The following is a 20,294-nucleotide window of genomic DNA, read 5'->3' as shown; positions in this document are numbered from 1 at the left end:
GGCTCGGGCTCGGGCTCGGGCTCGGGCTCGGGCTGGGACCACCTCCCCGCACGCCCCTCACGAACAGCGTCATCACCACGCCGAGATACCCGACGTACCCGGCCGCCTGAAGCCACGTCATCGTCGGCGTCAGATTGAGCACGCCCTGGAGCAGTGTGCTGTACCAGGACCCGGCGTCGACGCTGCCGCTCAGGTCGACGGCGTAGGCCGCCCCGCCCGGCAGGACTCCGCCCTCCTGGAGGTCGCGCAGTCCGTAGCCGAGAACGCCCGCGGCGATCACGATGAGGACGGCGCCGGTGGCGGTGAAGAAGCGCGTGAGATTGATGGAGAGCACCCGGCGGTAGAGCCCCCAGCACAGCACCGCCGCGAGCGCGAGGCCGATACCCGCGCCGGTCAGCGGCCCGGCCGACTCGTGGGCCGCGCGGGCCGTGGTCCACAGGAACAGGGCGGTCTCCAGGCCCTCGCGCCCCACCGCCAGGAAGGATGTGAGGACCAGCACGCCGGTGCCCATGGCCAGTGCCCCGGTGACCTTCTCCTTGATCTCCCCCGCCAGGCTGCGGGCGGAGCGGCGCATCCAGAACACCATCGCGGTCACGAAGGCGACGGCCACGATGCTCAGCGTGCCGCCGAAGGCCTCCTGCGCGGCGGTGGACAGGGAGGCCGCGGTGAAGGTCAGAACCGCGCCGAAGCTCATCGACAGCGCGATCGCCCCCAGCACGCCGGTCCACACCTGCGGCAGCCGCGACCTGGCCCCGGCCCGCACGAGTGTGGCGACCAGCACGGAGACGATGAGGCCGGCTTCGAGTCCCTCCCTCAGCCCGATCAGAAAGCTCGGAAACGCGTCGTCCCACATGTACCGGCCCTCCCGGCCCAACGCCCCGGCCCGCACAAGCGGGTTAGCCAAGGCATGCCTTACCGACGCCGACCATCATGGACTCGACTCTCTGGGCATCCGGTCATGAATGCCTCATGGCCCGGCAAAAGTCCTGTCGGTTCCCGGCCACCCGGGCATGCCATCGGGACGCCGCACCTCTTGACGCGTCAATGACAACGATGGCTTGATGTGGTGGGAGCGCTCCCACCACATCCATGGGAAGGGACCACCATGCACAGAACCCCCCACTCGTCCCCGCACTTACGCGTTCTGTCCGTTCTCGGCCTCCTGGCCGCCCTGCTCCTCCCCCTCGGCATGGGCTTCGCCCCGGGCGCGACGGCCGCGCCCACGGCCGACCCCGTCCGCATCATGCCGCTCGGCGACTCGATCACCGGCTCGCCGGGCTGCTGGCGAGCGGCGCTCTGGAACCGGCTCCAGAACAGCGGATACACGGACATCGACTTCGTCGGCACCCTCCCCCCGCAGGGCTGCGGACAGGCACACGACGGGGACAACGAGGGGCACGGCGGCGAACTGGTCACCAACGTGGCGGACCATAACCTGCTGCCCGGCAGGCTGGCCTCCACCCGCCCGGACATCGTTGTCATGCACTTCGGCACGAACGACGTGTGGAGCAGCGTCGCACCCGAGCGCATCCTCGCCGCCTACACCAAGCTCGTGGCGCAGATGAGGGCCTCGAATCCGGACATGCGGATCCTGGTGGCGCAGCTCATCCCCATGAACCCGGGCAGCTGCGCGGGCTGCGCGCAGCGGGTCGTCGACTTCAACGCGCGGATTCCCGGCTGGGCCCGGGCGACCGGCACCGACCGCTCCCCCGTCACGGTGGTCGACCAGTGGACCGGCTTCAGCACGGCCACCGACACCTACGACGGCGTGCATCCCAACGCCTCCGGCGACGGCAAGATCGCCGCCCGCTGGTTCCCGGCCCTGTCGGCGGTCCTCGACGCCGGCGTCCCGCAGGACCCGGGCGATCCGGGCGAGGACCCCGTCGCCTGCACCGCGCGTTTCCGGGCCGTCTCCTCCTGGCAAGGCGGCTACCAGGGCGAGGTGACGGTGACGAACACATCGGCCTCGGCCGTCCCGGGCTGGACCGCAACCGTCGTACCGGCGAACGGAGCGCGTCTCGCCCAGCTCTGGAACGGCAGCCTCACCACGGCCGCCGACGGCACGGCCACCGTCAGGAACGCGGCGTGGAACGGCACCCTCGCCCCCGGTGCGAGCGCCACCTTCGGCTTCGTCGCCACCGCCCCGGCAACGGCCGGCAGCCCGGCGGCGACCGTCACCTGCACGGGCACGGCACCGGCCGCATGACAGCCACGCCGGGCCGGATGCCCAGGCGACGGACCCGTTCGCACCGAGCACGACGGCAGGACCCGTTCAGCACGACAGCGCGACCGGCAACGTGCCCGACCGACCCCCACTGATGGAGCCGTCATGAGACTCCGCCCCACCCTCACCACTCCACGCCTGGCCACGGTGGCCGCCACCGTGCTCGCCCTCTTCCTGTCCCTCCTCGCTCTCACCCCGCCGGCCCAGGCCGCGCCCACCGGCTTCCGGGTGCAGAACGGCCGACTGCTGGAGGCCGGCGGGAACGACTTCGTGATGCGGGGCGTCAACCACGCCCACACCTGGTTCCCGGACCGGATCAGCTCCCTCTCCCACATCAAGGCCAAGGGCGCCAACACCGTCCGCGTGGTCCTCTCCAGCGGTGACCGCTGGACCCGCAACGACGCCGCCGACGTGGCGAACGTGGTCTCCCAGTGCAAGCAGAACCGGCTGATCTGCGTCCTGGAGGTGCACGACACGACGGGCTACGGCGAGCAGAGCGGAGCGGCCACCCTCGCTCGCGCGGCCGACTACTGGATCAGCGTGCAGAGCGCGCTGACCGGCCAGGAGGACTACGTCATCGTCAACATCGGCAACGAGCCGCACGGCAACATCGGCTACACGGCGTGGACGGCCGACACCAAGGCCGCGATCCAGAAGCTCCGCGACGCCGGGTTCGACCACACGATCATGGTCGACGCGCCCAACTGGGGCCAGGACTGGGCGTTCACGATGCGGGACAACGCCGCCTCGGTCTTCGCCGCCGACCCCGACGCCAACACGGTCTTCTCGATCCACATGTACGGCGTCTTCGACACCGCCGCCGAGATCACCGACTACCTGAACCGCTTCGTCACCGCGAAACTGCCCATCGTCGTCGGCGAGTTCGGCCACGACCACTCGGACGGCAACCCCGACGAGGACACCATCCTGGCCGTCACCCAGCAGCTCCGGCTCGGCTACCTCGGCTGGTCATGGAGCGGCAACGGCGGCGGGGTCGAGTACCTGGACATGGTCGCGAACTTCGACCCCGACCAGCTCACCTCCTGGGGTCAGCGCCTCTTCAACGGCGCGAACGGCATCGCCGCCACCGCCAAGGAGGCCGCGATCTACTCCTCCGGCGGAGGCGACACCACTCCCCCGACGGCCCCCGGCACCCCGACCGCCTCCGGGGTGACCTCCTCGTCCGCCACCCTGACCTGGGCCGCCGCCTCCGACGCGACGGGCGTCACCGGCTACGACGTGGTCCGGATCGGCGGCGGCGCCGAGACGGTCGTCACCTCCACGGCGAGGACGACCGCCGCCCTCACCGGTCTGTCCCCCGCCACCCCCTACACCTTCGCCGTCTACGCCCGTGACGCCGCCGGCAACCGTTCGCCTCGCTCGGCCGCGGTGACGTTCACGACCTCCTCCGGCGGATCGACGGCGGCCTGCGGCGTCGGCTACCGGGTGACGGGCAGCTGGCCCGGCGGATTCCAGGGCGAGATCACGCTGCGCAACACCGGCACGTCGGCGATCAACGGCTGGACGCTGCGCTGGACCTTCCCGGACAGCCAGCGCATCACCAACCTCTGGGGCGGTACGGCGACGCAGAACGGTTCCGAGGTCAGCGTCGCGGCCGCCTCCTACACCGCGACGATCCCCGCGTCGGGCTCGGTCACCCTCGGCTTCACGGCCTCCCGGGCGACGGCGAACCCCAGCCCGACGGCGTTCACGCTGAACGGCGCCGCCTGCGCGGTGAGCTGACCGGGCCGTGTGCAATGGTGCCGACGCGCCCTCCGGAAGGGCCGGACGCGGCAGCACCGTCGCCACAGGATGAACCGCGAGTGTGATCCGCGCTACATCCACACCGGAAAGCGGTTTACCTCGCTCCGCATGGGTCAGGCGGCGGGGATGTCGCACCGGCACCCCACCGCCGTAACCCCCGCAAGACGCGTATCCGCCCGTCCCGGTTCCCCGCAGCGTGCGCGGGAGGCGTGATGAGCGAGGACACCCTGCGCATGCGGCCCGTCGCGAGCACCCACGGCGAGGCCGGGCCGAGTACGTCACGCGAGGCCGCCGCCCCGCCGAAGCAGGCCGGGCAGCGCGACGCGTTCTTCGACAACGCCAAGTACCTGGCGATCGTGCTGGTGGCGATCGGGCACGCCTGGGAGCCGTTGCGGGACGGCAGCCGCGCGGTCAGCGCGCTCTACATGGTCGTCTACGCCTTCCACATGCCGGCGTTCATCGTCATCTCCGGCTACTTCTCGCGCTCCTTCGACGCGAGCCCGGAGCGGGTCCGGCGTCTGGTCACCGGGCTCGCCGTTCCGTATGTCGTCTTCGAGACGGCGTACACGCTGTTCACGCGATGGACGGACCAGGAGCCCGACCGGCCCGTGAGTCTGCTGGATCCGCTGTACCTGACCTGGTTCCTGGCGGCGTTGTTCATCTGGCGGCTGACCACGCCGGTGTGGCGACGCGTGCGGTGGCCGCTGCCGGTCGCCCTCGTCATCGCGATGCTGGCGACGCTCTCGTCGTCCGTCGGCAACGACCTCGACCTGCAACGCACCCTTCAGTTCCTGCCGTACTTCGTCCTCGGTCTGCTGCTGAAGCCGGAGCACTTCCGACTGGTGCGCCGCCGCTCGGTGCGGGTGCTGGCCGTGCCGGTCTTCGCCGCCGCGGTCGTGGTGGCCTACTGGGCGGTCCCGCGGATGACCGGCGCCTGGTTCTACCACCGCGACAGTGCCGAGGAAATCGCCGCGCCCGCCTGGTACGGGCCCGTGATGACGCTGGTGACCTTCGGCTGTTCGCTGGTCCTGGTGGCCTGTTTCCTCGCGTGGGTGCCCGGGCGCCGGGCGTGGTTCACGGTGCTGGGCGCGGGCACGCTCTACGGCTACCTGCTGCACGGCTTCGTCGCGCAGGGGTCCAAGTTCTGGGGCTGGTACGAGCCGGCATGGGTCCACCAGTCCGTGGGCGTGGTCGTGGTGACGGCCTTCGCCGCGGTGCTCGTGACCGCGCTGTGCACCCCGCCGGTGCGGCGGCTGTTCCGCTGGGTGATGGAGCCCGAGATGCCGTGGGCGTTCCGCCGGGACGCGCATCAGCAGGCTCGGGAACGGAATGCCGCCCGCGAGGGGAGCGCCGTACGCGGGTGACGCCCGCCCCGCGCCCGACCGCCGAGCGCCCGCCTACCCGCCCTGGCCTGTCCGGGTCCCGCCTACCCGTTCCGCGTGAGCCGGATCAGCAGCACACCGGGCGTGCGCGGCACGGACACGACCAGCCCGTCCCCGTCCCACACGGCCCGGCCCGCCTCCACGGAGGACGGGTGCAGGACCTCCGCGCGGACGGTCCTGCCCGCCAGGCGCCGGACGGGGACACGGAGTTCGGCCGGTCCGCCCCGGCGCCAGACCGACAGGTACACCGTGCGGTCACCGGGGACCGAGAGCCCCAGGGCCAGCCAATCGTCCGTCCAGCCGGGCAGGCCGAGCGGCCAGAAGGGCAGGCCCCGGGCGAGGTCCCCGCGGATCGACTTGTAGACCGCGACCGCGTCCCGTACGAGGGCCAGTTGGTGTTCCGACATGCGGTTGAGGTGGCCGGAGAGGTGGATGCGGCCGAGCAGCGCCCCGCCCAGGGTCCACGTCGTCAGGTCGTCGTCGAACTCGGGCTGCGGGTAGGCCCATACAGCGCCCTGTTCGGGCGGGACGGCGGTCGGCGCGGCGGCGGCGATGGGCGGGTAGCGCAGGGGGTCCTGCTGGTCGCTGGTGGACTGGAGCTGGGAGACGGCCAGGGTGGCGCCGTCCATGCGCATGCCGCCCGAGGCGCAGTTCTCCACGACGAGTGAGGGGTGGCGGTCCAGTACGCCGGACAGCCAGTCCAGGTAGGCGTGGGCGTGGCCCAGCAGCCCGGCTCCCGGTGCGAGGTCGCCGGGGGCCTGAGTGCCGGGGTCGACCACGATGTTGTAGTCCAGCTTGAGGTAGCCCACGCCCCAGTCGCCGACGATCCGGTCCACGGTCTTGTCGAGGTGGGCGCGGGCGGCCGGGTGCCGCAGGTCGAGCTGGTGGCGGCCCTGTTCGGCCAGGCGCACGCCGTCGCGCTGGAAGAACGCCTCGTCGGGCAGTTCGGCCGCGACGGGGCTGCGCACCCCGACGACCTCCGGCTCCAGCCACAGTCCGGGCACCATCCCGCGCTCCCGGATCCGGTCCAGGACGGCCTGGATGCCACCGTCGGGGAAGCGGCTCGGCGAAGCCTGCCAGGCGCCGACGCTGTCCCACCAGCCCCGGGTGTCGTCGTCGTACCAGCCCGAGTCGATGCAGAAGTACTCGGCGCCGGCGTCGGCGGCGGCGTCGATCAGCGGCAGGAGCTTGGCCGTGGTCGGGTCGCCCATCAGGGTGTTCATGTAGTCGTTGAAGACGACGGGGAGGGCGGTGTGGTCCGGGTGCGGGCGGCGGATCGCCCGGCGGTAGGAGGTCAGGGCGCCCATCGCCGCGTCGAGGTCGGAGCCGAGTGCCAGGGCTCCGGGGACGGTGGTGAACTCCTCGCCCGGGGCAAGCCGGACCCGCCACTGGTGTTCCGCGTCGGTGGGTCCGTTCAGCGCCAGGTAGGTGCCGTGTGCGCGTTCGCCGAGGTCCCAGCGCCAGCCGGCCGGGGACTCGACCTGCCACGCCCAGGCCCGGCCGCCGCCGCGCTCGGTCAGCGCGCCCATGGCCAGATGGCCGTCGGTGGGCCAGCTGCCGCGCCCGGTGAGGGTGAGGGCGGCCCGGCTGTCGTGCTCGTGGACGTCGACGTGGATGTCGGCGACGGCGGCGCGCAGCGGCTCGGCGTACCAACGGCACTCGGCGAGCCAGTCGTTGCGGGCCCGGTGGACGTCGAGGGTGTCCGGCGCGGGCAGGCCGCCGAGCAGGAGGCTGCTGACGGACTGGACGACCAGGGGCGCCCGGCCCTCGTTGCGGAGGCGGACCCGGGAGCGCAGAACGGGCAGTCCGGTGGGTGACGTGAGCTCGACGAACGCCGTCAATCCCGTGTTCGGGTCGTGGAGTTCGACGGTCAGCCACTCCCAGCCGTCGCGTCTGTCCGTGCGGTGGGTCCGGTAGGCGAGCCGGGCGCCGAAGGCCGTGCCGGTGAAGCGGGGTCCGGACCAGCCGCTGCCGTGGCCCAGGGCGGTGAGCTCCACGAGCGGGAGCGCGGAATGCGCGGTGGCGGGGCGATCGTCGTCGGGGTGGGCCAGCCGGACCAGCCGCAGGGTCCCGTCGGCGGCGATCGCGAACCCGGCCCGGAGGGCTTGATGCCCCCAAGTGAACTCGTCCTGCCGCTGGTTGGAGGCCATGTGCGCCGCATCCGCCGTGCCGGTCAAGGTGCTCCCCCTCCTGGCCCCGCCCCGTCGTCGGGGAGCGGAGGTCCGCGTGAATCCCTCGTTACGGTCTCTTGACGACCCAAGTGTGACCGGTCACAATCCTCGCATGAATGTGACCGGTCACACAAGGCGCCCGGCGAGCATCAGGGACGTCGCCACGGCCGCCGGGGTCTCGTACCAGACGGTCTCGCGGGTGATCAACGGCCATCCCAGCGTCCGGCCGTCCACCCGGGAGCGGGTGCTCGCCGCCATCGAGGAACTGGGCTTCCGCCGCAACGCGACCGCCCTCGCCCTGGCCAGCGGGCGCAGCCGGGCCGTGACCGTGCTGACCGCGAACACCACCCACTACGGCTACGCCTCGATCCTCCAGGGCATCGAGGAGGCCGCCCGCGCGGCGTCGTACGCGGTCGGGATCGGGGTGCTGGAGTCGGCCGAGGACGCGGCCGTCGCCGCCGAGGTCCAGCGCGCGGCGGACGCGAGCGGCGGGATCGTGGTGATCGCATACGATCCGGCCGGTGTCCGGGCGCTGGGAGCCGTGCCCGCCGGGCTGCCGGTCGTGGGAGTGGTGGAAACCCCGGCGAGCCCGCCCGACGGCGACCGCCCGTGGGTGTGGACCGACGACCGCGAGGCGGCCTACCAGGCGACCAGCCACCTGCTCTCCCTCGGCCACGAGACCGTGCACTACGTGGCCATCCCGTCCAGCACCCGCCGCACCAGCGCCCGCACCAGCGGCTGGCGGCAGGCGCTGAAGGAGGCCGGCGCCCCGCAACCCCGCCCCGTGCAGAGCAGTTGGGGGCCGGCGGGCGGTCACGCCGCCGCGCTGAAGCTGGCGAAGGACCGGTCCGTCACCGCGATCCTGTGCGGCAACGACGACCTCGCGCTCGGCGTGCTGCGCGCCCTGCACGAGTCCGGCCGCTCGGTGCCGGGCGAGGTCAGCGTGGCCGGTTTCGACGATGCCCCGCACTCCGCCTTCCTCACCCCGTCCCTGACGACCGTACGCCTGGACTTCACCGGCCTCGGGCGGTCCGCGTTCGCCCTGCTGCACGGCGTGCTGGAGGAGTCCGCGCCGGTCGCCCCGCATCCCGTGTCCGTACCGGAACTGGTGGTGCGGGAGAGCTCGGGGCCGCCGCCCGCCGACGCCTGAACCACTGATGCCCGAACCACCCGAACGAGCCCAGCAGTTGTGAGTCCCGCTTTCTGAACCGAACCGCATGCTCCGGAAAGGCACGAGATGAAGAGAAGAGCTCTCCCCGCTCTGGCGCTGATATGCGCCGCCGGCCTGGCCGCCACCGCGTGCAGCGACCCGACTGCCGGGGACTCGGGTTCGGACGGTTCGGACGCCAAGCAGGCGGCGGTGAACCCGACCGCCCGGCTGGACGGCGTGAAGCTGACCATGTGGACCGCGCAGAACACGGTCAACGCACCCAAGCAGGTCATCGACGCCTTCGAGAAGGCCACCGGCGCCGAGGTCGACACCCAGGCGATCCCGGACCTCTACGAGCAGAACGTTCCGACGAAGCTGGCCTCCGGCGACCGCCCCGACCTGATGTTCTGGCAGCCGTCCATCTCCACGCTGCCGTTCATCCAGCCGAAGCAGAACCTGCTCACCCTCGAAGGTGAGCCGTGGGAGGCCAAGCTCGGAGACACCGAGAGGTCCCTCGGCATGATCGACGGCAAGCGGTACGCGGCGATCGTGACCAGCCCCGCCATGCTCGGCGTCTACTACAACAAGGACGTCTTCAAGCAGGCCGGGCTGAGCGAGAAGGACTTCCCCAAGTCCTACGACGAGCTGCTCGCCCTCGGCCGCAAGGTCGTGGACAAGACCGACGCGGCCGCCTTCTACGAGGCCGGCGGCGACAAGTGGCCGCTCCAGTGGCAGATGCAGGTCCAGCTCACCGACCTCGACCGGCAGTGGTGGGCCGATCTGAACGCGGGCAAGAAGAAGTGGACCGACCCGGTCGTCGTCGGCGCGATCAAGAAGTACAAGGACAAGCTGCTCGACGCCGGGCTGGCTCAGAAGAACTACCGGACGGGCACGTTCACCGGGCAGGCCGACGCCCTGTGGAAGGGCGAGGCCGGCATGGTCCTCAATGTCACGTCCTTCCAGAGCCAGTTGCAGGCCAAGTACTCCACCGCCGAGATCGACAAGAGGATCGGCTGGTTCCCGGTCGCCAACTCCTCGGCGACCGCCCTGTACTCCCCCGACCAGACCAACGGGGTCGTCGCGTTCAAGACCGGTGACGACAAGCGGCAGAACGCGGCCCGGCAGTTCCTCGCCTTCTGGCTCGGGCCCGACTACCCGGACTACATCAAGGCGATGAAGATCCCGTCCGTGCAGCCGTCCGTGCCCACCCCCGGCGGGCTGCCCGGGACATCCAAGTCCCAGGTCGCGGCCCTGCCGAAGGCCATCGGCGTGTTCCAGGCCAAGGCCATCGTCGCACCCGACACCCACCTGTACCTGGCCGACATGATCTTCGGAAAGAAGACCCCACTGCAGGTCGCCCAGGCGATCCAGGACCAGTTCGCGCAGGTGGCCAAGGCCCAGGGCGCACCCGGGTTCTGACGATGACGGACACGGTCGTACAGACACGCAAGCAGCCCTCGGCAGCCGGCACGCCCAAGAGCGTGGGACGGCTTCCGCGCGCCGCGGTGCACCACCCGTGGTGGTTCGCGCTCCCCGCGATCGCCGTCTTCGCGGGGTTCTTCCTGGTGCCCAACCTGCTCAACTTCTACTACCCGTTCACCAACTGGTCGTCCTACCACGCGGACATCGCCTTCACGGGCCTGGACAACTTCAGGACCATCGCCGACGACGGTTCGCTGCTGCGCGCTGTCCGCACGACGCTGCTGTACGCACTGCTGGCGGCGGTGTTCCAGAACGGTTTCGGGCTGGTGCTGGCGCTGCTGCTGGAGGACGACAGCCGCTTCAACCGGTTCTTCCGGGCCGTGTTCTTCCTGCCGGTGCTGATCTCGGCCCTCGCGACGGGGTACGTCTTCCAGGCGCTCCTCGACCAGGACGGAGCCGTCAACTCCCTGCTGGGCACCGACATCCCGTGGCTGGGTTCGCCGACCTGGACGCTGGTGATCGTCACCCTGATCCACGGCTGGAAGTGGATGGGCCTGGCCATGCTGATCTATCTGGCGGGGCTGAAGGGCATCCCGGGCGACATGCTCGAAGCCGCCCGGATCGACGGCGCCGGGCCGTGGCGGACGTTCTGGTCGGTGCGCTGGCCGATGCTCGCGCCGGCCGTCACCTTCAACGTCACCACGGCGCTGATCGGTTCGATGAACACCTTCGACATCGTGCAGGCCACGACCGGCGGCGGTCCCGCGGCCTCCACCGAGGTCTTCAACATCTACATGTTCCGGATCTTCGGGCAGGGCCTGTACGCCCAGGCCTCCGCGATGAGTCTCGTGCTCTTCCTGGTCGTGGTCGCCGTGGCGATTCCGCTGGTCGTGGGACTCCGGCGAAGGGAGCAGATGCTGTGACCCCGCTGTGGCGCTACGGCCGTCCCGCCCTGGTCCTGCTGCTGGCCGGGCTGGCCGTGGGCGTGCCGCTGTGGCTGGTCGCCGTCACCTCGGCCAAGCCGCAGGCGGAGGCGATCGAACCGAACCTGGACCTGCCCCGGCACTGGCAGCCCGCCGCCAACTACGCGGACGCCATCGCCGAGGGCGAGATGCTGCGCGGCTTCCTCAACTCCCTGCTGGTCGTGGTGCCTTCCGTGATCCTGGTGCTGGTCCTGGGCGCGGGCGCCGCCTGGGTCTTCGCGCGCCGGAAGTCGAAGCTGGTGTCGGCGGCGTACGCGCTGTGCATCAGCGGGCTGCTGCTGCCGCCCGCTGTCATCACCATCGTGATGGAGCTGCGCCAACTGGGCCTGGCCGGATCCCGGCCCGGCATGATCGCCGTCTACACCGGCATGTACCTGTCGACGTCGATCTTCTTCATGACCGGCTTCATCCGCGCCATCCCCACGGAACTGGAGGAGGCGGCCCGGGTGGACGGGGCCACGCCGTCGCGGATCTTCTGGCGGATCGTCCTGCCCCTGCTCCGGCCGGTCATCGCCACGGCGACGATCATGGTGATGCTCTACGCCTGGAGCGACGTCTTCTACGCGTTCTTCGTCCTCGGCGGCGGAGACCGGGCGACCCTGCCGCTCAACCTCTACCAGGTCGCCAGCGCCCAGCTCTACCTCAACAACTGGCATCTCGTCTTCGCGTACGTCGTGGTGATGAGCCTGCCCATGGTCGCCGTGTTCCTCGTCGGCCAGCGAAAGATCGTGTCCGGAATCACCAGTGGAGCCGTGAAGTGACTGGAGGTCCAGCAGCGTGATCACCCCCACCCGCACGAGAGCCGGTACGAGGTCCCGTACCAGAACCGCCCTGATCGCAGCACTACTTGGAGCAGCCGCCATGGCAGCCACCCTCCCCGCGGCCGGTCCCGCCGCCGCGGCCGATCCCCAGCGCCTCACCGTCGACCTCGAAGCCTTTGAGGGCCCGGTGATGCTCGGCGCCAACGGCTCCCTCTACGGGCTCAGCGACGACGGCGTACCGAGCGACGCCGTGATGGAGCCCCTGAAGATCACCAGCATCTCGCAGAAGCCGGAGGGCGGCGCCCAGCACCCCAACGGCGACGCACTCACGGTCTCCAAGTCGTTCTTCCGCACCGGCGGCGGCGAGATCAACGTGATGATGCAGGACGTCTACGCCAAGTGGCCGTACGAGGACCTCGGCATCGACGACTACCTCCCCAAGATCGACAAGATCGTCAAGGAGGTCTCGGCCGACCCGAACAGCGACCGCTTCGTCTACATCCCCTTCAACGAGCCCGACCAGATCTGGTACAAGCTCGACGTCCAGGACCAGGCCCAGTACGAGAAGAACCGCGACCGGTTCTTCAAGGACTGGAAGACGGTGTACCAGCGGATCCGCGCGATCGACCCGGACGCCCGTATCGCCGGTCCCAACGAAGCCGCCTATCACACGCGCCTGTTGAAGGACTTCCTCGCCTTCACCAAGCGGGAGAACGTCGTGCCCCAGGTGATGACCTGGCACGAGCTCGGCTCCGGCTCCCTGCGCGACTTCCAGGCGCACTACGACGACTACCGCACGCTGGAGCGCGAGGCGGGCATCGCCCCCCTGAAGATCAACATCGACGAGTACGCCAACCGCCGGGACCTGTCCGTGCCCGGGCAGCTCGTGCAGTGGGTGTCGATGTTCGAGCGCAACAAGGTGTTCGCCAACATGGCGTACTGGGACGCGGCCGGCAATCTCAGCGGCCATGTGGTGCGCTCCAACATCCCCAACGGCGGCTGGTGGCTGTTCCGCTGGTACGCGGGCATGACCGGGAACACCGTGAAGGTGACGCCGCCGCGGCCGAACACCGTCGACACCCTCCAGGGTCTCGCCTCCCTGGATCCCTCCCGCCGCCAGGCCCAGGTGGTGCTCGGAGGCTCGGACGGCGACTCGGACGTGGTCGTGAAGAACGTCCCCCGCTCCGTGTTCGGCCGTACGGTCACCGCGACGGTCGCCGAGGCCGCCTGGTCGGGATACGAGGGGCAGCACGCGGCCCCGCGGGTCCTGGCGCGCACCAAGGTGAAGGTCGCGGCCGACGGTTCGGCGACGGTCCCGCTGCGCGGCCTGCACAAGATGTCGGCGTACCGGATCGTCCTGACCCCCGGCGGCTCGGGCACCCCGGCCGCCGCCCCCGCCCCCTGGTCGGCGTCGTACGAGGCCGAGGACGCGGCCATCACCGACGGCAAGGTCTACACGCAGGGCACGGTCCAGAACGCCAACGGCTACGCGGCCTCCGGCACCAAGGACGTCGGCTCGCTGAACCAGCCGGGGAGCAAGGTCGCGTTCACCGTGGACGTGCCGGAGGACGGCTCGTACGACCTCGCGATCCTGTACGGCAACCAGTCCGGCGGTCCCGCCACGCAGAAGCTGACCGTCGACGGCGCCGCCCCGGTGACGGTCGCCTACCCCTCCACCGAGAACTGGACCTACCGCGCCAAGGAGGACGTCCGGGTCCGACTCTCGGCGGGCGAGCACCAGTTGGTGCTGTCCAAGGGCGACGCCGAGGTCACGCTCGACCGGATCGACCTGACGCGCGACACCGGCGCGGCCTCCGCGTCGTACGAGGCCACCCTGGCGGACATCAGCGGCAAGCCGTCGTACGACTACTCGTCCTCGGCCGGCGTGGGCACGGGAGCCCTCGTTCTGCGCTCGGGCGACAAGGCCGTCTTCGACGTCTACGCCCCGCGCGACGGCTACTACACGGTGACCCCGCGAACCTCGGCGGCGGTGCGGCTCGCCCTGCACGGCGAGAAGGTCACGGCGGCGCCCGGCCGCCCGCTGCGGTTGTATCTCGTCGCGGGCAACAACCGGGTCGCGTTGACGTCGAGCCACGCCGCCGTCCGCTCCCTCGACGTCTCCGGCGACGGCTCGGCCGCCGGCACCCTCTCCTACGAGGGGGCCTCGGCCACGCTCGCGGGTGGCGCCAAGCTCGTGGACAGCCCGCACGCGTCCGCGGGCTCGTACATCGGCTGGCTCGGCAACAGCGCCTCCAGCAGCGCCGAGTTCACGGTGACCGCACCGAGGTCCGGCCGCTACATGCTGGTCGTCCACTACGCCCACAACGACCGCCGGGACAACGGCCACGCCTACAACACGGACATCATGTCCCGTACGGCGGACATCAAGGTCGGGGGCGCCGCGCCGCAGAAGATCACGTTCAAGAACACCTGGAGCTGGGACGACTACTGGACGGTCGGCGTCCCGGTCGATCTGTCGAAGGGCGCGAACAAGGTGACGTTCGGCAACGCCACCGCCTGGGCGCCGAACATCGACCGGATCGAGCTGGGCCGGGTCGTGGGCTGAGCCGTGCGGTGACGGCCGCGGTCGCGGAGGAGTGAGGAACGGCGTCCGCGACCGGCGCCCCTTCACACACCTGACACGCAACCGCTGACAGCAAGCCAGCGGGCTTGGTGCCGCAGTCCGCCGTGGAGGCGGGCCGCGGCACTGTCGCGTCGCTCGGCGCGTGCACGTCGCTCGGCGCGTGCACGTCGCTCGGCGCGTGCACGTCGCTCGGCGCGTGCACGTCAGAGGGTCGTCAGAGCGGCGTCGCAGCGTGCAGGATGAGGACCATCGTCACCGCCGAGTTCGCGGACGACATCGCCGAGACGGCCGTCCCGGCGGCCGCGCCCCACGCCGCCGCTCCGACCGCCGTGAATGCCGGCGGCCAGTGGCGCACTGCGGGGGCCGGGCCGTGCAGCGCCGCCACCCGGCGCGGCACCGGTCCGGGAGCCGCGAGTCCCGCGAGGGTGGGCAGCGGGGTACCCCGCGAGACGAGCGCGGCCGTGCCGATCGCCCTCGCCACCGTGCGGCGGCTGCCGATCAACCGGGCCGCCTCCTCGTCCGCCCACCGCTCCGCCGTGTACGCCACGGCGGTACGCAGCGGCCGCAGGAAGGGGTTGGCGCGGGCCGCGAGCCGCACGGCGAGCAGGTACCGGTCGTGCCGTGCGGCGAGGTGGGCCCGCTCATGGGCGAACAGGGCCCGGCGCTCGGCCGGCCGGAGCCGGTCCAGCAGGGCCGTGGTCACCACGACACGGCCACGTCCGGCGCCGGCACGCGACACCCCACCGCCCCGGCGGCCCCCCGGCGGCAGCGCGTACGCGTAGGGCAGGGGGTCGGGCAGCACCGCGACCTCCGTCTCCCGCAGCCCGGCCAGAGCACGATGCGCCTGACGGCGTACCCGCCCGTGCCGCCGCACCGTCCGGACACACGCGACGACGACCGCGCACAGCGCGGGGATGGCGGCCTTGCCCACGACCTCGTCGTACGGCACCGCCGCCCGCACCTCGGGGTCGGACCAGCCGTCCGGCAGCGGGTTGCCGGGCAGTTGCGCGGTGCCGACCACCATCACCAGCGCCAGGCACACCGTGCTGCACAGGGCCAGCACCACGGCCAGCACCGTCAGCAGCCGGGTCGCTGTGCGCGGATGCAGATGCTGTTCGGCGAGGCGGGCGACCGGCCAGGCGGTCAGCGGCAGGATCAGTGGCAGAAAGACGAAGACCCCCATGAGGCTTCAGTCTTCCCCTTCGCTCTGGGCCTGATCCAGCAGGTCGCGCAGCAGCCGCTCCTCGTCCCGGTCGAGGCCGGTGACGAAGCTGGCCAGCACGGCTCCGCGGTCGCTCTCGGCGTCCAGCACCTTGCGCATCTTGCGGGCGGCCAGGCCCGCCTGGTCCGAGGCCGGTGTCCAGGCGAAGGACCGGCCGGCCCGCTCCCGGGTGACCGCTCCCTTGCCCAGCAGCCGGGTCAGGATGGTGATCACCGTCGTGTACGCCAGGTCGCCGCCGAGGCGTTCCTGCACCCAGCCGGCCGTGGCCGGGCCGTCCGCCTCCCGCAGCGCCGACAGCACCAGCGCCTCCAGCTCGCCCTGTCCCCGCCGGGGACGCTGCCCGGGACCCGTCACCACCCTGCCTCGCTCTCGCCGCCCTGCGTTGCGCTTGCGGACATCGTATAGATCCGCCGGGCCGAACCCCACCCTCTTCTACATTGCTGTAGATTTAAGATTGCCATCCGCACCGCACACGTCAAGCGCTCAAGAAGGAGTACCTCGTGGGAGTTTCCCTGTCCAAGGGCGGCAACGTCTCGCTCAGCAAGGAGGCACCGGGCCTGACCGCCGTCCTGGTCGGTCTGGGCTGGGACGTCCGCACGACCACCGGCACCGACTACGACCTCGACGCCTCCGCGCTGCTCCTCGACCCGTCCGGCAAGGTTCCGTCGGATCAGCACTTCGTCTTCTACAACAACCTCAAGAGCCCGGACGGTTCGGTCGAGCACACCGGCGACAACCTCACCGGTGAGGGCGAGGGCGACGACGAGTCCGTCAAGGTGAACCTCGCCGCCGTGCCGACCGAGATCGACAAGATCGTCTTCCCGGTGTCCATCCACGACGCCGAGAACCGCGGCCAGAGCTTCGGGCAGGTCCGCAACGCCTTCATCCGGGTCGTCAACCAGGCGGGCGGCCAGGAGATCGCCCGCTACGACCTGTCGGAGGACGCCTCGACCGAGACCGCGATGGTCTTCGGCGAGCTCTACCGGCACGGCGCCGAGTGGAAGTTCCGTGCGGTCGGCCAGGGCTACGCCTCGGGCCTCGCCGGTATCGCCGCCGACTTCGGCGTGGGCGTCTGACAGGAACCGAACGCGCCGCCGGGCCCGACCTCGTGTGGCCGGGCCCGGCGCCCGCATCAGCAACCGACCGGGAGACCATGTGGCCGACCCGTCCTCCCTCCGCCCTGACGACCGCGCGGACTTCGAAGCCGTACTGCACCACGCGCTGAGCACCGCCGACATCCGTGGCGCCGTGGGCGCCGACCCGGCCGGCCGGGTGGCCGCGCACCTGCGCGCCCACGCACTCGCCCGCGCCGACGACATGGCGGCGGCGGCCGAAGGGCCGTACCGCTCCTACCTCGCCGTGCGCAGGGCCGCCCGGCACGAGAGGCGGGGGCCGCTGGGCACGGGCAGTCCGCTGCCGGTCCTGAGTCGTGTCCGCAAAGTCCCGCCCTCCGGGCGGACGACGGGACTTTGCGGACACGACCTAGCGGTGCTCACACCGCTCGTGGCGGGCACCTCCGCCGCGGCGCTGCTCCTGACCGGCGGCCTGCTGCACCTCGCCGACACCCCCGGCCCGCTGCCCGGATCGCTCGTCGCGGCCGGCCGGGCCCTGGCGCTCGTGGCGGCCGTGACCGGCCTCGGAACCCTGGCCGCCCTGCTGTACACGGCCACGCGGCGGCGCGGCGTGCCCCCGGCCGCCGACCAGGTGGAGCACGCCCGGCTGGTCTGGCGGCAGGAGCTGCCCGACCGCGGGATGCTGCCGCACCTGCGCCGGCATCTGCTGCCGCATTCCGGTACGGCGATCACACCGTGCTCCCCGCCCGATACGCTCACGTCGTGCCCGGCCCGGGCGAGAGAGGACAGGACACCATGTTCGGACTGAGCGAGTTCGCGATCATTCTCATCGTCGTCATAGCCGTCATCGGGATGAAGAAGCTCCCCGAGCTGACGCGCTCGGCCGGCAAGGCGGCCCGCATCCTCAAGGCCGAGGCCCGCGCGGCGAAGGACGAGGAGGCCGGGACGGCCCCCGCGCCGCGGGTGGTCCAGGGCCAGATCGTCCCGCCCGGCACCGGCACGACCCCGCCCGGTGCCCGGGCGGCGGGCGCCCCGGACCACCCCTGACCCGCCCCGTGACTACAGCGTGCGCTCCAGGCGGTCGGCCACGAGCCTGACGAAGCGCGCCGGGTCCTTGGGCTGGCCTCCCTCCGCGAGCACCGCCAGGGCGTGGAGCAGCTCGGCGGACTCGGTGAGCTCCGTGCGGTCCTCGCTCGCCCGGTAGGCCTCGTGCAGGCCCTTCACCAGCGGGTGGCCGGGGTTGAGCTCCAGGATCCGCTTGGTGCGCGGCACCTCCTGGCCCATCGCCCGGTACATGTTCTCCAGGGCCGGGGTCAGGTCGTGCGCGTCCGAGACGACGCAGGCCGGGGAGACCGTGAGCCGCGTCGAGAGGCGGACCTCCTTGATGTCCTCGTCGAGCTGCTCGCGCATCCAGCCGAGCAGCCCGGCGTACTCCTCGGCCTGCTTCTCGCGCTCCTCGCCGGTCTTCTCCCCGCCCTCGCCGTCGAGATCGATCTCGCCCTTGGTCACGGACCGCAGCTTCTTGCCCTCGTACTCGCCGACGGCGTCGACCCAGACCTCGTCGACGGCGTCGGTGAGCAGCAGGACCTCGATGCCCTTGTCCCGGAACGCCTCCATGTGCGGGGAGTTCTCGATGCTCTGCCGGGACTCTCCGGTGATGAACCAGATGTCGTCCTGACCGTCCTTCATCCGCTCCGCGTACTGCGCGAGCGTCGTCGGCTCGTCGTCGGAGTGCGTGGTCGCGAACGAGGAGACGGCGAGGATCGCGTCACGGTTCTCGGAGTCGGTGACCAGGCCCTCCTTCAGGGCGGTGCCGAACTCGCGCCAGAACGTGCGGTAGCGGTCGGCGTCCTTGGCGAGGAACTCCTTGACCGTGGACAGCACCTTCTTCGTCAGCCGGCGCCGCATCATCCGGATGTGCCGGTCCTGCTGCAGGATCTCGCGGGAGACGTTGAGCGAGAGGTCCTGCGCGTCCACGACGCCCTTGACGAAGCGGAGGTAGGGCGGCAGCAGCGCCTCGCAGTCGTCCATGATGAAGACGCGCTTCACGTACAGCTGGACGCCGCGCTTGAAGTCCCGCGTGAACAGGTCGTGCGGGGCGTGCGAGGGGACGAAGAGCAGGGCCTGGTACTCGAAGGTGCCCTCGGCCTGGAGCCGGATCGTCTCCAGCGGCTCACGCCAGTCGTGGCTGATGTGCTTGTACAGCTCGTGGTACTCGTCGTCGGACACCTCGTCGCGCGAGCGCGCCCACAGTGCCTTCATGGAGTTCAGCGTCTCGGGCTCGGGCGTGCCCTCACCCTCCTTCGCCTCCGGGACCAGCCGGATCGGCCAGGTGATGAAGTCCGAGTAGCGCTTGACGATCTCCCGGATCGTCCACTCCGAGGTGTAGTCGTGCAGCTGGTTCTCGGGTTCGGCGGGCTTGAGGTGGAGCGTGACGGACGTGCCCTGCGGCGCGTCGTCGACCCTCTCCAGGGTGTACGTGGCCTCGCCGCGCGACGTCCAGCGGGTCCCCTGGCCCTCGCCGGCGCGCCGGGTCACCAGCGTCACCTCGTCCGCCGCCATGAACCCGGAGTAGAAGCCGACACCGAACTGGCCGATGAGCCCCTCGGCCCCGGCCGCGTCCTTGGCCTCCTTCAGCTCCTCCAGGAACGCGGCCGTACCCGAATGGGCGATGGTGCCGATGAGCTGCCCGACCTCGTCGTACGACATGCCGATGCCGTTGTCCCGCACCGTGAGGGTGCGGGCCTCCTTGTCGATGTCGAGCTCGATGTGCAGGTCCGACACATCGGCGTCGAGCGAGTCGTCCCGCAGCTTCTCCAGACGCAGCTTGTCGAGCGCGTCGGAAGCGTTGGAGACGAGTTCCCGCAGGAAGACATCCTTGTTCGAGTAGACCGAGTGGATCATCAGCTGGAGCAGCTGACGCGCCTCTACCTGGAACTCAAACGTTTCGGTCGTCATGGTTCGCGAATCCCTCACAGGTCCCACAGTCGCCTGAACTGGATGTCACTCTAAAACACCAAGTCAGGCCGGGGCCCGGAAAGTCAGACGAGACGGGCGAAGACGACCAGGTTCTCGGTGTAGTCCCGGGCCCGACGGTCGTAGGCACCGGCGCAGGTGATGAGCCGGACCTGGGCGTCCGGGGTGTCGCCGTAGACCCGGTCGCTGGGGAAGGCGTCCTTCTCGAACGACTTTGTGGCGTAGACGACGAAGGTCGCCTTGCCGCCGTCGGCCCGCGCGACCTGGAACCGGTCGCCCTTCCTCAGCTCGCTGAGCCCGGCGAAGACGGCCGGGGAGGTCGCCGTGTCCACGTGCCCCGCGATGATCGCGGTGCCCGGCTCACCGGGGGTGTGCCCCTTGGCGTACCAGCCGACGAGGTTGGTGTCGTGCGACGGCGGGGGCTCCAGCTGACCCGAGCGGTCGATGGCGAGGTCGGTGAAGGGGGCGTCGACCGAGATCTTGGGGATGAGCAGGCGGACCGGCCGGGACCGCGGCAGATGCGGGCCGACCCCGGACGCGGCGGACCGGTGCGGTGCGGCGGACGTGGGCGGTGTGTCGGGC

The 20,294-nt window shown here is 71.1% G+C and carries 17 protein-coding genes; 11 read left to right on the top strand and 6 right to left on the bottom strand.

Annotated features, from left to right (window positions below; genetic code table 11):
- The coding region (gene efeU / locus C1J00_RS17730; protein ID WP_180989586.1) for an iron uptake transporter permease EfeU at positions 1-853 on the bottom strand (853 nt) is incomplete at its 3' end.
- A 252-nt stretch (positions 854-1,105) separates the two neighbouring features.
- On the opposite strand from efeU, the gene C1J00_RS17725 reads away from it, so the two are divergent.
- The 3 genes from C1J00_RS17725 to C1J00_RS17715 all read left to right on the top strand — a co-directional run bounded on the left by C1J00_RS17725 (position 1,106) and on the right by C1J00_RS17715 (position 5,352).
- Positions 1,106-2,206 (top strand): GDSL-type esterase/lipase family protein, encoded by a 1,101-nt coding sequence (locus tag C1J00_RS17725; protein ID WP_102910051.1) that lies wholly within the window; start codon positions 1,106-1,108, stop codon positions 2,204-2,206.
- A gap of 123 nt (positions 2,207-2,329) precedes the next feature.
- On the top strand, positions 2,330-3,967 hold the full coding sequence (locus C1J00_RS17720) for a cellulase family glycosylhydrolase (RefSeq protein ID WP_102910050.1): 1,638 nt from the start codon (positions 2,330-2,332) through the stop codon (positions 3,965-3,967).
- A 233-nt stretch (positions 3,968-4,200) separates the two neighbouring features.
- Positions 4,201-5,352, top strand: a complete 1,152-nt coding sequence (locus tag C1J00_RS17715) for an acyltransferase family protein (RefSeq protein ID WP_102910049.1) — start codon at positions 4,201-4,203, stop codon at positions 5,350-5,352.
- A 62-nt stretch (positions 5,353-5,414) separates the two neighbouring features.
- Here C1J00_RS17715 and C1J00_RS17710 read toward each other — a convergent pair whose 3' ends face one another.
- Entirely contained in the window at positions 5,415-7,547 is a 2,133-nt protein-coding gene (locus C1J00_RS17710; protein ID WP_439333411.1) for an alpha-galactosidase, read from the bottom strand.
- 106 nt (positions 7,548-7,653) lie between these two features.
- On the opposite strand from C1J00_RS17710, the gene C1J00_RS17705 reads away from it, so the two are divergent.
- The 5 genes from C1J00_RS17705 to C1J00_RS17685 all read left to right on the top strand — a co-directional run bounded on the left by C1J00_RS17705 (position 7,654) and on the right by C1J00_RS17685 (position 14,423).
- Entirely contained in the window at positions 7,654-8,691 is a 1,038-nt protein-coding gene (locus C1J00_RS17705) for a LacI family DNA-binding transcriptional regulator (protein ID WP_180989585.1), read from the top strand.
- A gap of 87 nt (positions 8,692-8,778) precedes the next feature.
- The gene (locus tag C1J00_RS17700) at positions 8,779-10,110 is read left to right on the top strand and encodes an ABC transporter substrate-binding protein (RefSeq protein WP_102910047.1); all 1,332 of its coding nucleotides are present in this window, start codon (positions 8,779-8,781) and stop codon (positions 10,108-10,110) included.
- 2 nt (positions 10,111-10,112) lie between these two features.
- The gene (locus C1J00_RS17695) at positions 10,113-11,036 is read left to right on the top strand and encodes a carbohydrate ABC transporter permease (protein WP_102910046.1); all 924 of its coding nucleotides are present in this window, start codon (positions 10,113-10,115) and stop codon (positions 11,034-11,036) included.
- Positions 11,033-11,857 (top strand): carbohydrate ABC transporter permease, encoded by an 825-nt coding sequence (locus C1J00_RS17690; RefSeq protein WP_102910045.1) that lies wholly within the window; start codon positions 11,033-11,035, stop codon positions 11,855-11,857. Before C1J00_RS17695 ends, C1J00_RS17690 begins: the two co-directional genes overlap by 4 nt.
- Before the next feature lie 100 nt (positions 11,858-11,957).
- On the top strand, positions 11,958-14,423 hold the full coding sequence (locus C1J00_RS17685) for a CBM35 domain-containing protein (RefSeq protein WP_102910044.1): 2,466 nt from the start codon (positions 11,958-11,960) through the stop codon (positions 14,421-14,423).
- A gap of 232 nt (positions 14,424-14,655) precedes the next feature.
- Here the strand turns inward: C1J00_RS17685 and C1J00_RS17680 are convergent, their stop codons facing one another.
- Complete coding sequence (locus C1J00_RS17680) at positions 14,656-15,624, bottom strand: M56 family metallopeptidase (protein WP_102910043.1); 969 nt, start codon at positions 15,622-15,624, stop codon at positions 14,656-14,658.
- Between the two features lie 6 nt (positions 15,625-15,630).
- Complete coding sequence (locus C1J00_RS17675) at positions 15,631-16,017, bottom strand: BlaI/MecI/CopY family transcriptional regulator (RefSeq protein WP_102910042.1); 387 nt, start codon at positions 16,015-16,017, stop codon at positions 15,631-15,633.
- A gap of 146 nt (positions 16,018-16,163) precedes the next feature.
- Between C1J00_RS17675 and C1J00_RS17670 the strand changes: the two genes are divergently transcribed.
- The 3 genes from C1J00_RS17670 to C1J00_RS17660 all read left to right on the top strand — a co-directional run bounded on the left by C1J00_RS17670 (position 16,164) and on the right by C1J00_RS17660 (position 17,783).
- The gene (locus C1J00_RS17670) at positions 16,164-16,739 is read left to right on the top strand and encodes a TerD family protein (RefSeq protein ID WP_102910041.1); all 576 of its coding nucleotides are present in this window, start codon (positions 16,164-16,166) and stop codon (positions 16,737-16,739) included.
- 79 nt (positions 16,740-16,818) lie between these two features.
- Positions 16,819-17,544 (top strand): hypothetical protein, encoded by a 726-nt coding sequence (locus C1J00_RS17665; protein ID WP_102910052.1) that lies wholly within the window; start codon positions 16,819-16,821, stop codon positions 17,542-17,544.
- Entirely contained in the window at positions 17,532-17,783 is a 252-nt protein-coding gene (locus C1J00_RS17660) for a twin-arginine translocase TatA/TatE family subunit (RefSeq protein ID WP_102910040.1), read from the top strand. The genes C1J00_RS17665 and C1J00_RS17660 overlap by 13 nt, the downstream gene beginning before the upstream one ends.
- A 12-nt stretch (positions 17,784-17,795) precedes the next feature.
- Here the strand turns inward: C1J00_RS17660 and htpG are convergent, their stop codons facing one another.
- Together htpG and C1J00_RS17650 are read right to left on the bottom strand one after the other, a co-directional pair.
- Positions 17,796-19,694, bottom strand: a complete 1,899-nt coding sequence (htpG, locus tag C1J00_RS17655) for a molecular chaperone HtpG (RefSeq protein ID WP_102910039.1) — start codon at positions 19,692-19,694, stop codon at positions 17,796-17,798.
- An 83-nt stretch (positions 19,695-19,777) separates the two neighbouring features.
- Positions 19,778-20,294: class F sortase (locus C1J00_RS17650; RefSeq protein WP_102910038.1), on the bottom strand; the 517-nt coding region annotated here is incomplete at its 5' end.

The organism is Streptomyces cahuitamycinicus (assembly GCF_002891435.1).
GTDB classification, from domain to species: domain Bacteria; phylum Actinomycetota; class Actinomycetes; order Streptomycetales; family Streptomycetaceae; genus Streptomyces; species Streptomyces cahuitamycinicus.
Note: the sequence above shows the minus strand (reverse complement) of the source record. Positions and strands in the feature narration are given on the sequence as shown.